Source organism: Ruoffia sp. FAM 26254 (assembly GCF_045528545.1).
In the GTDB taxonomy this organism is placed as follows: domain Bacteria; phylum Bacillota; class Bacilli; order Lactobacillales; family Aerococcaceae; genus Ruoffia; species Ruoffia halotolerans.
In genome coordinates this window covers 64,975-78,637 of record NZ_JBGQQY010000003.1, presented here as the reverse complement: position 1 = coordinate 78,637, position 13,663 = coordinate 64,975, and the positions used below count along the sequence as shown (strand labels likewise).

General features: G+C 37.5%; 14 protein-coding genes and 1 riboswitch. Of the genes, 3 read left to right on the top strand and 11 right to left on the bottom strand.

Annotated features, from left to right (window positions below):
* Positions 1–2 precede the first annotated feature (2 nt).
* From ACEN3Z_RS01775 to ACEN3Z_RS01725, 11 genes are all read right to left on the bottom strand, one after another.
* Positions 3–1,403: a V-type ATP synthase subunit B gene (locus ACEN3Z_RS01775; protein ID WP_138404713.1), complete on the bottom strand. Its 1,401-nt coding sequence runs from the start codon at positions 1,401–1,403 to the stop codon at positions 3–5.
* A complete protein-coding gene (locus ACEN3Z_RS01770) occupies positions 1,387–3,165 on the bottom strand; it encodes a V-type ATP synthase subunit A (RefSeq protein WP_138404714.1) in 1,779 nt (592 codons plus the stop codon). Before ACEN3Z_RS01770 ends, ACEN3Z_RS01775 begins: the two co-directional genes overlap by 17 nt.
* A gap of 12 nt (positions 3,166–3,177) precedes the next feature.
* The gene (locus ACEN3Z_RS01765) at positions 3,178–3,489 is read right to left on the bottom strand and encodes a V-type ATP synthase subunit F (protein ID WP_138404715.1); all 312 of its coding nucleotides are present in this window, start codon (positions 3,487–3,489) and stop codon (positions 3,178–3,180) included.
* Positions 3,479–4,483, bottom strand: coding sequence for a V-type ATPase subunit (locus tag ACEN3Z_RS01760; protein ID WP_138404716.1), 1,005 nt, complete (start codon positions 4,481–4,483; stop codon positions 3,479–3,481). The genes ACEN3Z_RS01765 and ACEN3Z_RS01760 overlap by 11 nt, the downstream gene beginning before the upstream one ends.
* Before the next feature lie 12 nt (positions 4,484–4,495).
* Positions 4,496–5,062, bottom strand: coding sequence for a hypothetical protein (locus ACEN3Z_RS01755; protein WP_138404717.1), 567 nt, complete (start codon positions 5,060–5,062; stop codon positions 4,496–4,498).
* Between the two features lie 38 nt (positions 5,063–5,100).
* Positions 5,101–5,577 carry a V-type ATP synthase subunit K gene (locus ACEN3Z_RS01750; RefSeq protein ID WP_138404718.1) on the bottom strand — a complete coding sequence of 159 codons (477 nt, stop codon included), beginning with the start codon at positions 5,575–5,577 and terminating at the stop codon, positions 5,101–5,103.
* 14 nt (positions 5,578–5,591) lie between these two features.
* Positions 5,592–7,565, bottom strand: coding sequence for a V-type ATP synthase subunit I (locus ACEN3Z_RS01745; RefSeq protein WP_407089334.1), 1,974 nt, complete (start codon positions 7,563–7,565; stop codon positions 5,592–5,594).
* Positions 7,513–7,878 (bottom strand): hypothetical protein, encoded by a 366-nt coding sequence (locus tag ACEN3Z_RS01740; protein ID WP_407089333.1) that lies wholly within the window; start codon positions 7,876–7,878, stop codon positions 7,513–7,515. The genes ACEN3Z_RS01745 and ACEN3Z_RS01740 overlap by 53 nt, the downstream gene beginning before the upstream one ends.
* Positions 7,879–8,178: 300 nt before the next feature.
* Entirely contained in the window at positions 8,179–8,586 is a 408-nt protein-coding gene (locus ACEN3Z_RS01735; RefSeq protein WP_138405451.1) for a YccF domain-containing protein, read from the bottom strand.
* A gap of 101 nt (positions 8,587–8,687) precedes the next feature.
* On the bottom strand, positions 8,688–9,440 hold the full coding sequence (locus ACEN3Z_RS01730; protein ID WP_197104277.1) for an esterase family protein: 753 nt from the start codon (positions 9,438–9,440) through the stop codon (positions 8,688–8,690).
* A gap of 3 nt (positions 9,441–9,443) precedes the next feature.
* Positions 9,444–10,625 (bottom strand): acetyl-CoA carboxylase biotin carboxylase subunit family protein, encoded by a 1,182-nt coding sequence (locus ACEN3Z_RS01725; RefSeq protein WP_407089332.1) that lies wholly within the window; start codon positions 10,623–10,625, stop codon positions 9,444–9,446.
* A gap of 173 nt (positions 10,626–10,798) precedes the next feature.
* Positions 10,799–10,872, top strand: a riboswitch (Fluoride riboswitch).
* 44 nt (positions 10,873–10,916) lie between these two features.
* Between ACEN3Z_RS01725 and ACEN3Z_RS01720 the strand changes: the two genes are divergently transcribed.
* The 3 genes from ACEN3Z_RS01720 (at position 10,917) to ACEN3Z_RS01710 (ending at position 13,654) form a co-directional block, all read left to right on the top strand.
* Complete coding sequence (locus ACEN3Z_RS01720) at positions 10,917–12,098, top strand: cation:proton antiporter (protein WP_407089331.1); 1,182 nt, start codon at positions 10,917–10,919, stop codon at positions 12,096–12,098.
* 139 nt (positions 12,099–12,237) lie between these two features.
* Complete coding sequence (locus ACEN3Z_RS01715) at positions 12,238–12,975, top strand: methionine ABC transporter ATP-binding protein (RefSeq protein ID WP_407089330.1); 738 nt, start codon at positions 12,238–12,240, stop codon at positions 12,973–12,975.
* A complete protein-coding gene (locus ACEN3Z_RS01710; protein ID WP_338487782.1) occupies positions 12,968–13,654 on the top strand; it encodes an ABC transporter permease subunit in 687 nt (228 codons plus the stop codon). The genes ACEN3Z_RS01715 and ACEN3Z_RS01710 overlap by 8 nt, the downstream gene beginning before the upstream one ends.
* The last annotated feature ends 9 nt before the right edge of the window (positions 13,655–13,663 follow it).

The window sequence follows — 13,663 nt, the reverse complement described above, 5'->3', positions numbered from 1 at the left end:
TATCACCCTTCCTCAGTCTTTGGTAAGTACTGATCCAAGTGTTCCTCACTAATACGAGTTAATTCTGTACGTGGCAAGATACCTAATAAGTCCCAACCAATTGCTAATGTATCTTCAATTGTTCGGTTTGTGTAGTAACCTTGGTTCACGTAACGTTGTTCAAATTCATCTGCAAACTCTAAGTATTTCAAGTCACTGTCCGTTAAGGCAGAGTCCCCTAATACAGAAGCTAAACTTTTCGCTTCTTTACCTTGAGCATACGCAGAGAAAATTTGGTTCATAGTAGATGCGTGGTCCGCACGTGTCTTACCTTCCCCAATCCCGTTATCTTTCAGACGTGATAATGATGGCAAAACATCTACTGGTGGTTCAATACCTTGGTTATACAACTCACGAGATAATAAAATTTGTCCCTCAGTAATATAACCGGTTAAGTCAGGGATCGGGTGAGTGATATCATCTTCCGGCATGGTAACAATTGGAATTTGAGTCACTGATCCGTTAGAACCTTCGATACGACCTGCACGCTCATAAAGTGTCGCTAAGTTTGTGTATAAGTAACCTGGGTAACCACGACGTCCCGGCACTTCACGTCGTGCTGCTGATACTTCACGTAATGCGTTCGCGTAGTTAGTCATATCTGACATAATTACAAGCACGTGCATGTCTTTTTCAAACGCTAAATATTCAGCGGCTGTCAGAGCCATACGTGGTGTTGCGATACGTTCAATAGCTGGGTCATCCGCTAAGTTGATAAATACAACTGAACGGTCGATCGCACCAGTTTCAGTAAAGTCATTAATGAAGAATTCTGCCTCTTCGAAAGTAACCCCGATAGCTGCGAAAACAACCGCGAACTTCTCATCTGAATTGACTACCGACGCTTGACGTGCAATTTGTGCAGCCAAGTCTTGGTGAGGAAGTCCAGATCCAGAGAAGATTGGTAATTTTTGACCACGAACTAATGTGTTTAAATGGTCAATCGTTGATACTCCTGTTTGAACAAATTCGTTTGGATACAGACGTTTAACCGGGTTAATTGCTTGCCCGTTAATATCTAATGATTTCTCAGGAATTAAATCTGGTCCACCATCAGCAATTCGTCCCATACCGTCAAAACGGCGTCCAATAATATCTTCAGACACATCTAATGTTAATGGGTGTCCTAAGAAACGGATTTTTGTATCCATTTTGTTGATTCCTGCTGAACCTTCGAATAATTGAACGACAGCTTTATCGTCTTTAACTTCTAGTACTTGGCCTCGACGTGTTTCGCCGCTACCTAATTGAACATCTACAAGTTCGTCGAATTTTACTCCTTCAACGTCTTGAACCGTAATTAACGGATCGACTATTTCAGTAATACCTCTATAATCTTTTAACACGTTAGACCTCACCTCCATCTTGCATCACTTGTCTTAACGTATCATCAATCGCTTTACGAATTTCTGCGTAAGGCGCTTCTGTGTTATCTTCGATATATTTCATACGTCCGATACGCTCTCTTAAGTTAACTGTTCCATTTAAGATACTGTTAATTGAAGCTCCAAGCTCTAAAGTCTCGCGACCTTTCTCTTCAAAATAAAGAATTGTTTGTAACATTTGAGCTTGTTTCTCTAAGTCCGTAAATGTATCCACATCATCATAAGCGTTTTGTTGTAAGTAGTCTGTACGAATCATTGCGGCTGTTTGTAATTTCAAGCGGTCTGTATCTGATAAAGATTCAACCCCTACTAAACGAACAATTTCTTCTAATTCAGACTCATCTTGTAGTAAAGCACGCGTATGTTTAACCATTGAATCCCAATCGATTCCTAAACGGTTACCCATAATAATATTCATATCTGAAGAATATAATGAGTATGATGTTAACCAGTTTACTGATGGGAAGTGACGACGGCGAGCAAGCGTTGCATCTAGTCCCCAGAACACTTTCGCTACACGCATTGTGTTTTGTGTTACTGGTTCAGATGTATCTCCTCCGGGAGGTGATACCGCTCCAATCGCTGTGATGTCCCCTGTACGTTCTGGTTTACCTAAAGTTTCTACTTTACCAGCACGCTCGTAGTATTCTGCAAGTCGACTACCTAAGTAAGCTGGGTAACCTTCGTCCCCTGGCATCTCTTCTAAACGACCTGAGATTTCACGTAATGCCTCTGCCCAACGAGAAGTTGAATCCGCCATAACGGCAACAGAGTAACCCATATCACGGAAATATTCTGCGATTGTAATCCCTGTATAGATTGACGCTTCACGAGCCGCAACCGGCATATCTGATGTATTGGCAATTAAGATTGTACGGTCCATAATTGATTTACCAGTATGTGGGTCAACTAGTTCTGGGAATTCGTTAATAACCTCTGTCATCTCGTTTCCACGCTCACCACAACCGATATAAACAACGATGTCCACGTCTGCCCATTTAGCAATCTGATGTTGTACAACAGTCTTCCCTGCACCGAATGGTCCAGGAACGGTTGCTGCTCCACCTTTAACTACTGGAAATAATGTATCAATGACACGTTGTCCAGTAATTAATGGCTCATCAGGTGTACGTTTACGTGCAGTTTTACGTCCTTCACGGATTGGTGAAGATTGAATCATGTTAAATTCTTTCACTTCACCATTTTCTAATTCAACAGTGTATAAAGTATCTTCTACTTTGAATTCACCATCTTGAATTGATTTAATTGTTCCTTTTGTACCTACAGGTACCATAATTTTATGTGAGATAACATCAGTTTCAGGAACTTCACCGATGATATCTCCTGATTCGACCATGTCTCCAACTTCAACATTTTTTGTAAAATTCCAAATTGTTTCACGATCTAAAGCTGGTAAGTGAACTCCACGGTCTAAGAATGAATTATTTGATAATTCTGCTAGTTTTTGTAGTGGTCTTTGAATACCATCAAACATTCCAGCAATTAATCCAGGTCCTAATTCAACTGATAATGGTTTTCCTGTAGGTTTTACAGGCTCTCCAGGACCGACCATTGAAGTCTCTTCATAAACTTGTACGTAAACATTTTCGTTACGAATTTGGATAATTTCACCAACTAAGTTAGCGTCACCAACGTAACAAATGTCACGAATTTTTGCGTTATCTAAGCCCTTTGCGACTACCAAAGGACCAGATACTGATACGATTGTTCCAGAATCCAATAATAATACCTCCTATAGAATATTTTGACCGACGGCTTTTTGCACATTTTCTTGAACGCGCTGTAAACCGATACTTTCAGAATCACAATCACTTGGGATTAGAATGAAGGCCGGCATGAATTCATCATCATATTTTTTAATAATATCTGGTATTTGTTGTGCCAGATTTTCAGTAATAAAAATCACACCGTAATCATCTTTTATGATATCTTTGACAACTTGACGTCCTTGTTTTGCGTCTGTTGTATAAAATACATTCATTCCTAACATCCCGAAAGCGTAAACTGTATCTTTCTCTCCTACGATAGCGATTTTATACTGCATAATCTAATCTCATCCTATCTCTAACAATATCTGATTCAATGTTATTAATTTTACCTGTTAAAACCAATCGGATATTCTTCACTTCAATCTCTTTCGCACTAATGAACGCTAAGACAGGTAACGGACCAAAAACAAGGAATCTTGCTTGTTGTAAATACGTTTCCGTTGCATTATCTATTGCTTGTTCAAAGCGTCTTAAGGAGAATTTTCCTTGATCATCCATTGCTTCAGCTACAATATCACGGTAATCAGGTGAGTCTGAAAAGACACGAATCGCATTCTCCATCCCGCCTTCAGCCACTTCAACAAAGTAATCTGTTGAAATCGCTCCTTCGTTAGTGATTGTTGCTTGTAAGTGTGTTCGACCACGATCATTAGCCATCGCTCTAAAGAATATCGACATATTTGTATTATCAATTAACTTTTCAATATAACGTGTTACGTCATGATCGGCAATCTCTTCCGATAATCGCTTCAAATGATGGACGTAAGCACGGTCTACGAAAATATCAATATCATTCAACCGAGGTGTCTCCGCAAATTCAATTCTTAGATTGTTGATGTTTTGCATATACCATTTTGGTAAAACATCCGATTGTCCTTGAGAAACCGCACGGCGAAATTCATAAATGGGATATAGCCCGATATCAATTAATGTTTGGTCAAAGTCTTTACCCGTAAGTTCTTCTTTGAATAACACTTTGATATTGTGATAAGCATAGCTTAAAGTCATTAATTCTGAAAGTACGGGACTTGGCGATTGATCCATAATCCATTGGTAAGTTTCTTTCAACTCATCCATTAACATATCGTCATACTCTCTCGTTTGAATCGCTTCTTCCATACCATCACGGTAACCGGTGTCGGCTAATACTCGAACAGCATCCTCATAGGTTTTGGCTGATAACATTCGGTCATAGTCACTTTGCTTTAGGAGATTAGTCTCTTGTACGCGAACCGTTGTATTCAACGGTCCATATGAACTATCTTGCATGTAATCCACCTCCTATGATTTTTTGAAAATTTTATCAACGATAAGTGTTTGTAAAGAACTCGCCTTCTCTTCCACTAAGTTATCGAATAAATAATTGTATTCTATACTTCCTTGGCGTAGGACAAAGCCTGCTTTGTCAGCGACTGTCTCATTAGAAACTGTCGCATTCACTTGAAGCGAGTTATTTAATAAGTCACGTGTTTTTTCACCTAAAACAATTTCGTATTGTTCAGGATTTGAATAGTCATTTAGAACACTTTTGATGAATTTTGTTGTTGTTTCAGCATCAAGTTGTTCAAATGAGTGCTTCACTTGAGCAATATAATCGCTTATAATTGCTTGCTTTGTCTCTAATATTTGGTCCCGTTTCTTTAAACTTTCACTGTTAAGCGAAATGTCTAATTGATGTTTGCTCTCTTGTTCAAGATTAAATTTACGTTTAACAAATGTTTGTTTTAGATTTTCTTTTTTAGTTTCCGTTTCGGCCGCTTGCTCTTGTTCGTAAGCGTGGACCGCTTGGTCAACCTTGGCTTGTTCTCGTTCGATAACACTCTTGGTTAATCCATTAATGTCAGCCATCTACTCACTCCTCTCTTGTCTACTTGTAAAAGCAGTAATTAAACTAATAAGAACATAAGTAGAGAAATTACGAATCCTAGAATAGCGTATGTCTCAACCATCGCTGAGAATACAATCCCTTGTGTAGAGTTTTCTGGTCTTTGTGCAATGATTTGCATACCTGCAACTGAAACGCGCCCTTGTGCTGGTCCTGAAGTCAGACCTGTGATTGCTACTGGTAAAGCACACATAACATAGTGCCATCCTGTTGAAGTATCCATTCCAGCATCTAATTGTAATAACATTAATAAACCAATTACGAATCCGTATAAACCTTGTGTCGCTGGTAATAGTTGTAAAACTAATGCTTGTCCAAATAATTCAGGTTTTTCTTTAACTAAAGCTGCAGCAGACTCCCCTGCGATACCTACACCACGTGCTGATCCAATCCCTCCAAAGACTGTCGCAATTGCTGCTCCTAATCCTCCAAATACTAGACCAATGTTTTCTCCGAATAATGTTTGTAGAAATTCCATTTTATTAATTCCTCCTATTTATTGTTATAATTTTTTTGAATCCAAACTTCTTTTTCAAGTGGGCTTAAAGGCTTGAATGCTTTTCCACCTGTTTCATAAAACTTACCAAAGAACTCAACGAATTGCAGACGCATTGAATGCACGTAAGCTCCTAAATAAGTAATGAAGATATTTAGGGCATGTAATGCCAAGAATAATAATATTCCGACTGTGAAACGTACAAACGGCGGTAACAGTCCTACGATAAGATTAAATGCCATACCTATATTCGCTCCCGCAACGGCTAAGGCTGTTAAACGTGTATAACTGACGATATCACCAATCATCCCCGCTAAATCAATTAAACCAAAAGCCCCTTGTCCGAGACCAATCAGTGGGTTTTTCGCTACAATCATATTGACAACAATCATTCCAATCACATTCCCAAGTAATAGTACTAAACCAATAGTATTTAAAAGAGGAATTTCAAGAATGAAGTTGATCGCTAGTATTGCCCCACCAATGAGCATCAAAATTTGTTGTAGTGCATCTAAATAAGAACTACCATAATCTTTTTCTTTCAATGTTAGATAGAACTTTAATGAATAACCCACTAACAAATGAACTAAACCTAACGCAACAGAGAATATCATCACTTCAATAACTTGTGATGATAAATTCATCACACCAAATGGTAGTGAGAATCCAAAGAAACTTCCAAAAAATAAGCCAACTAGAATTGTTCCAACTGACATATAGTTAAATGATTTCAAGGTTTTTCTCATACCTGGGTTTAATTCGAAAAACATAATGGGTATGAATGTTGCGATAAACAGTAATAATCCGTACCCTACATCTGCACTCATTAATCCAAAGAATAACACTTGAGAAAATGAGAAAAACGGTGTTGGGTCGATTGAGTTATACTTCGGTGTTCCATATTGAAGAGTTAAAGTTTCAAAGGGTGTACTAAACGCACTATTCTTCAACTTCACTGGAACTTCATCTAAGTTATCTTCTTCAGGATCAACATCATATGTAAAGATTGCAAGGTTGTCTTCACCAATTACATGATTAATATTCACGATATTATCTGATACTTCGTCTGCATCCATCCACCCTTTAAGAATAAATAAATGAGAACTATCTAGTAATAATTGACTCGCTTTCTCACGTTCGATTAAGTTCGCATAATATTCTTGAGCTAATTTTAAATTACTCAATAATTGACGATTAGATTTGAAACGCTTCACAAGTTCGGATTGCTCTTCGATCATTCTTTTACGTGTACTTAGTACCTCTTGAAGTTCTTCTTTTGGTAACTTATCGTACTCGTAATCTAATTCAGTGAAATTCGAACGTCTGACGACTTCTTGAACATCCTCTTGATGTTCTTTAGAAAACACAATCGTGTAACCGCTTGTATCTTCAGTGTAGTATACCTCTTGAACCAATACTTCATCAGTAACGTTCATTAAGTTGTCTATGAATTCAGTTGAATCTTCAGTATCAATCGAACCAACAACGACATCAAAATGCTTAAAGTCATCAGACTGCTTAAGTGAGAAGTCTAAGTTAGTCCATTTTCTAAGAAAACGTTCCTTCTCTTCAAGTTCTGTAATCGCTTGCCTTAACTGTTCCAACTCGGAACGTTTTTCGCTAACCAGTCTTAGCAGTGACTCAAGATTCATTGAATTTACTTCTGTTTCAAGTTCTTGCAGCGAGTAAACTTTACGTTTCTCTCGCATTCGTTTGATAAAAGACGGTTGTGATCCGTATTGTTTCAGAAATTCTATTGCGTCTTCAATCTTATTTAGAGTGTAACGATTCAGTTTTGAATCTTCTGAATTCAATGACGCACCGTCAAAGAAGATATCAAGATCTGCTTCCTCCACTTCTTCAAAAGGGACGATTTCAATTCCTTTTAATTCTTGAAGGGATTCGAGTAATAATTCTTTATTCGCTTGCTCCGCGATGATTGTTACCCGCTTCATGACTGAAATTGCCATATTGACTCATAACCTCCTTTATTCCAGCTTGAATGAGTTCTCCTTTATGAGTTTGATAATCATCTTGGGCATGTCGCCGATAATTATCCACTTCATAATTCACTCTTTCACGGACTTCGGCTAATTCTTGATTTCTTTCTTGCTCCAATTCAGAAGCAACGCCATCAAGCGACTGCTCTAATTCTTTGCGATAAGTTTCAATTTTTTCTTTTTCATTTTCACGAATCGCTTCTTTTTTATCCGCTAATTCTACTTTCATAGAATCAATTAAATTTTCAGCTTCTCTTACTTTTCCAATTATATCCTTGCTCAATTTTTACTCACCCCTAACATTTTTAAGTATATCATAAAAAATGTTCACACCCTAGCCCTATGCGGAAAGTTACCCCTTTTTTCTGAAAAAAGTCGCGTTCCTTCCTATTTAAATATTATTTAATTTTACTTGCTAATTTCTGTCCATTATGTGAATTATTCTGACATAGCTCTCTGAATCGACGTCATTTTGTATTTTTTAATTATACTTTTATATTTAACTAAAAATTTAATCGTATATCAGATGAATTTTCATTCATAAAAAAAGAAGCATTCTTACATGCTTCTTCAACTTCATAACTTATCTTGAATATGGAACGTCGGTTCTCATCACTACTTGTTGGCGTTCATTGTGGATTTCTGCACCAAATGGGAAGAGTGCGAGTTTCACTAATTTGAACTGTTGTAAGCCAAATGGAATCCCAATAATGGTCACACATAATATTAAGCCACTAAATAAATGCATAGCTGCGATTTCAATTCCGCCAAAAATAATCCATAAAATATTCATAAGGAAACTTCCCCCACTATTACTGTGGTAAACTTCACGTCCCATGGGCCATGCAGATAGACTCGCAATCTTAAAACATTGAATCCCAACTGGAATTCCAATAATTGTTATACACCAGAGCAAACCAATGAAGCCCCAGGTGATAAAATTAATAAAGCCTCCAAAGATAAACCAAATTAAATTACCTAAAAATTTCATATATAATCAATTCCTTTCAACTTGTACTTCCTTACAATACTAAGTATATACGAAATTCTGCCTTCTGTTATCATCCTTGAGACGTAATTTTGAAAGAATTGTTAAACAATTCCTAAATCTTCTAATGTTGAAAAGAAGTAATATATTTGCTGACGCCAGTCATGCCAATCATGGGCAACATCATGTCCCCAATAGTCAAACCAGCCTGGAATTCCTTTAGCATTGAATACTTCATCTAATTTACGTGTTGCTGTGACGTGCGGTCCTTCCCAATCGCCTTGACCAACTGAGACAATGAATTGATTCTGTCGGTATTGATCTAAGAACCATGGATCAGACATATTCCACAAGAAATCAATCGGAGAATTCTCATAAGTAGCAATATCGCTACCAAATTCGCCGGTAAAGTATCTCGCATCATAAACACCACTTTGTGAGATGGTTAGTCCAATAATATCCGGATGTCTTAAGGCAAACAGCATTGAGTGGAAGCCACCCATACTGCAACCAGTCGCAATCATCTTCCCGTCCCATTGTGATTCATGTCGGACTAAGGGAATGAACTCATGCACTAAATACTTATCATACTGATTATGTGCTTTTGCCTTATCGTGTGCTGATTTACCAGTGTCATTCCAAGATTCTGAATCGATACTGCTCACAGTATAAAGATGAATTTGTCCTGATTCGATGAAACCACTTAAAGTTTCTACCATCTTAAAGTCAGCATACTCATCCTTACTCCCACCACTTGATGGGAATACAATCACTGGCGTACCGCCATGCCCATAACGGTTAAAATACATTTCACGGCCTAAATGCCCACTATAATGACTTCTTGCTTCAAAATGCATTGTTTACGCCTCCTGTCTTTGAGCGATGGTTTTAAGCATTTCATTAATTTTCTTTTCTGATGGCGACTTCATAATAAATCCTATATCTCCCATTGCTTTAGCAAAGACGCCTGGAATGTGTACAATGTTTACTAATTCTTTACTGTACTTATCTTTAATTTCTTCATTCGTAAACTTATAATTTAAATGATTTTTTCGTGAGACATAAATCACATGATATGGTCGTGTAATTTCTGCTTCAAATCGATTATCTTTAACAAAATTTGCATATTCTTTAAAAATATCAAAATCATTCGCATAGTTGAACATATCGATTGTAGCGCCTCCGGGTGGTCGGCAGTTCACTTCTAATCCATATAAAGAACCATCTTTTAATCTAAAGAATTCAAAGTGGAAGAAACGCTCTTTTATTTCAAAGGCTTTTACACATTTTTTACCGAATTCAGCAAGATCCGTAGGTATCTCTCGCTTAATATGGTAATACATATCTGTATCTTGGGTAACAATATCTAAGATAGGTTTATCATTGATTAAAGTAGATGAGAAGACGATATTTCCATCCCGGTCTGTTAAACCATCAAAGGTTACAATTTGTCCATCAATGAATTCTTCCATAATGTAAGGCACCTCTGGTTGTTTAACCTTAAAGAATTCATCTAGTTCTTTTTCGTTTTTGACTTTAAACGTATCGTTTGCACCAACACCAGTATCTGGTTTAATAATGACTGGATACTTTAGACTTTTAATTAGTTTTTTCGCATCGGCTTTATCTGATATGACACGGCCTTTAGCTACAGGTATCTTTAGTTCACGAAAGACTTCTTTCATCGTTGATTTATATTTAATCAAGCGAATATTGCGATTATTATAACCGAAGACATTGAAATCTGTCCGCAACTTTGCATCAAGTTCTAACCAGTGCTCGTTATGCGATTCGATGCGGTCAATTTTACCGTATTTAAACGCAAAGTAAGCAACAGCTCTATACATTTGATCATAATCATCCATATTATCGACGCGATAATATTCTGTTAAACTATCTCTCAACGATTGACTCAAATTCTCATAAGGTTCATCTGCAATACCTAAGGTATTAATGCCTTTTACCTTTAAACGAACTGCGAATGTTTCAAAGTTCGATGGAAAATGAGGTGAAATCATGACAAAATTTATTTTCTCGTTCATACCAATGCCTCTTTTCTAAAGTTGATTTCTCATCATTGTTATTGATTTTACTTATAAAAATTATACCATATTAATGAGAATAACTCTAATTCATTTTTAATCTTCTTGCTATATTATTTTACTGGATCGAAAGTATTGACCGTATTAAATTTAGGTGTATACTTTAGATAAATATAATATTTGGGAATGAAGGGCTCCCTTGCCTACGGGCAAAACCGTCTTAAAGACTAATGACTTCTGCATGCTTATTTGAGTGTGTAGAAGTCTTTTTTATATTATTGGAGGGATAAAATGTTAGTAAGTGTAGCGTTGATATTAGTGAGTGGCGTTGTCTTGGAGTATACTTTAAAGAAGCTAAAACTCCCTGCTTTATTAGGTTATTTAATAGCCGGAATATTATTAGGCCCTTTTGGTTTAAATCTTGTTGATTCAGATTTATTACGATTAAGTCCTGACATTCGTCAAGTCGCGTTGATTGTTATCTTAACTCGCGCAGGTTTGTCATTGGATATTAAGCGACTGTTAGAGGTGGGTCGCCCAGCTATCATGATGTGTTTTGTGCCGGCAACCGTTGAGATTATGACTTCGATGATCTTTGGACCTTTGTTTTTTGGCTTTTCTTTAATCCAATCTTTATTGATTGGTGCAATATTAGCAGCGGTCTCTCCAGCGGTAGTCGTCCCACGCATGGTAGATTTAATTCAAACGCATCGGGGTACGAAAAAGCAAGTGCCGCAAATGATATTAGCGGGTGCTTCTTTAGATGATGTCTTTGTTTTAGTTTTATTTTCAGCCTTTTTAACGATTGCTTTAGGAGGTTCTGTCTCAGCTTGGACATTTATGCAAGTGCCTGTTTCAATTATTGCAGGAATTTTTGGCGGGGCAGTCCTAGGTTATTTATTGAATGTCTTATTTGTTTACATTCAATTGAAGCGTGTATTTCAAGTTATGATCCTCTTAGCAAGTGGGATGGTATTGATGCGTTTGGAAACAGTTTTTACAGGTTTATTTTCAGGAATTCTTGCGGTCATCGCAATGAATATTATGATTCGGACTCAATCTGAAAAGTTATCTAATGACTTATCAGGTTCTTTTAACCAAATTTGGTTTGTCGCTGAGATTTTTCTATTCTTTTTAGTCGGTGTGAGTGTCAATCCGGCAAATGCTTTGTCTTATGGATTCTTACCGATACTCTTTATCATTCTTCTCTCTCTGTGTCGCTTATTTATTGGTGTGAGACTTTGTTTGCTTAATACACCTTTTAATAAGAAAGAGAAGAGATTTGTACTCATGAGTTATTTACCTAAAGCAACGGTTCAAGCTGCTATTGGGAGTGTGCCTTTAGCAAACGGAATGGCTGGTGGAGAATTGATGTTAACTCTCGCAGTCTTGTCAATCTTAATTACAGCGCCCATTGGAGCCATCGGGATGGATTATTTCGCACCGAGATTATTGACAAATGACAGTGAATAAACAGTTTCGGTCGTCTGTTTTAGGATAGAGAACATTTTCACAATATATTCCGCGATAATAGGGCTTTATTCTGTTTCAATTTAAATATAAATCTGTTACAATGAAAACAATTACAAGAATCAAAGGTGGTGGATAATTTTTGATTGAACTCGTGAATACAACGAAGCGATTTGAAGGAAAATCTGGCTCGTTTCTCGCAGTAGACAATATAAGTTTAAGCATTAAAGACCAAGAAGTTTTTGGTGTGGTCGGAGAAAGTGGTGCAGGAAAATCAACCCTTGTGCGTTTTATTAATGCTTTAGAACGCCCAGATAGTGGACATGTTTTGGTCGATAATGTTGAGGTGCTGTCTTTAAGTAAAGGAGAACTTCAATATTTCCGTAAAGATATTGGTATGATTTTCCAGCAATTTAATCTATTAAATAATAAGACCGTCGCTGAAAATGTACATTTAGCGCTTGAGATACATCCTTACGATGACCCTTTGTCGGTGGATGAAGTTCTAAGTTTTGTAGGACTCAGTGATAAAAAGGATCACTACCCTAGCCAATTATCGGGTGGTCAAAAACAACGGGTTGGTATCGCGCGTGCTTTAGTGACGCGTCCGAAAATATTATTATGTGATGAGCCAACGTCTGCTTTAGATGCGAAGATGACGGATGAGATTGTGTCGGTATTAAAACGTGCGCACGCTAAATTCAATATGACCATTGTGATTGTGACCCATGAACTTGATGTGATAAAAGCGATGTGTCACCGCACGGCTATCTTAGAGCATGGAAAATTGGTTGATGTGCTAGATATTAAAGAATCTGATTATATACCAGAAGCTAAAAGTTATCACGACCGAGTGTTGGAGGTGCTAACAGATGACTGAGTCGATTCAAATATATTTAGATCGGGTGATTGAGTTCGCACCGAGACTGATTGAGAGTTTGCAAGAATCGGGTATTATGCTGAGCTTGGCATCAGTGGCTGCTATCTTTATTGGTATTCCTTTAGGTACCTTGCTTTATTTAACCGCTCCTGGTAAGCCGAGTGAGAACCTTTGGATTTATCAGATTTGTAATATTTTCGTGAATATTGTTCGTTCGTTTCCGTTCCTACTACTTGTCGTTGCAATGCAACCCGCTATTCGTGCCTTGTATGGCCGAGCAACTGGCGATCCCATCGCAGCGTCCTTTCCAATGATGTTAATTGCAATCGCACTTTATGCTCGCTTTGTGGAGCAGTCGTTATTAGAGATTCCTAAAGGTGTCATCGAAGTGGCTGACGCTATGGGCGCTTCTACGAATCAACTCGTAACCAAATTCTTATTTGTCGAGTCGAGAAGCTCACTCATTATCGGTTTTACGACCGCCTTTGTTAGTTTTATCTCTTACTCAACGATTATGGGTGTTGTAGGAGGAGGTGGAATCGGCGACTTTGCGATCCGATACGGTTATCAGCGTTACGAGACTGATATTATGTATACGGCCATCGTAGTGATTATCATTTTTGTACAAATTATTCAATGGTTAGGTTTAAAATTAGCTAAGAAATTAGATAAACGCTAGAAGGCGTAT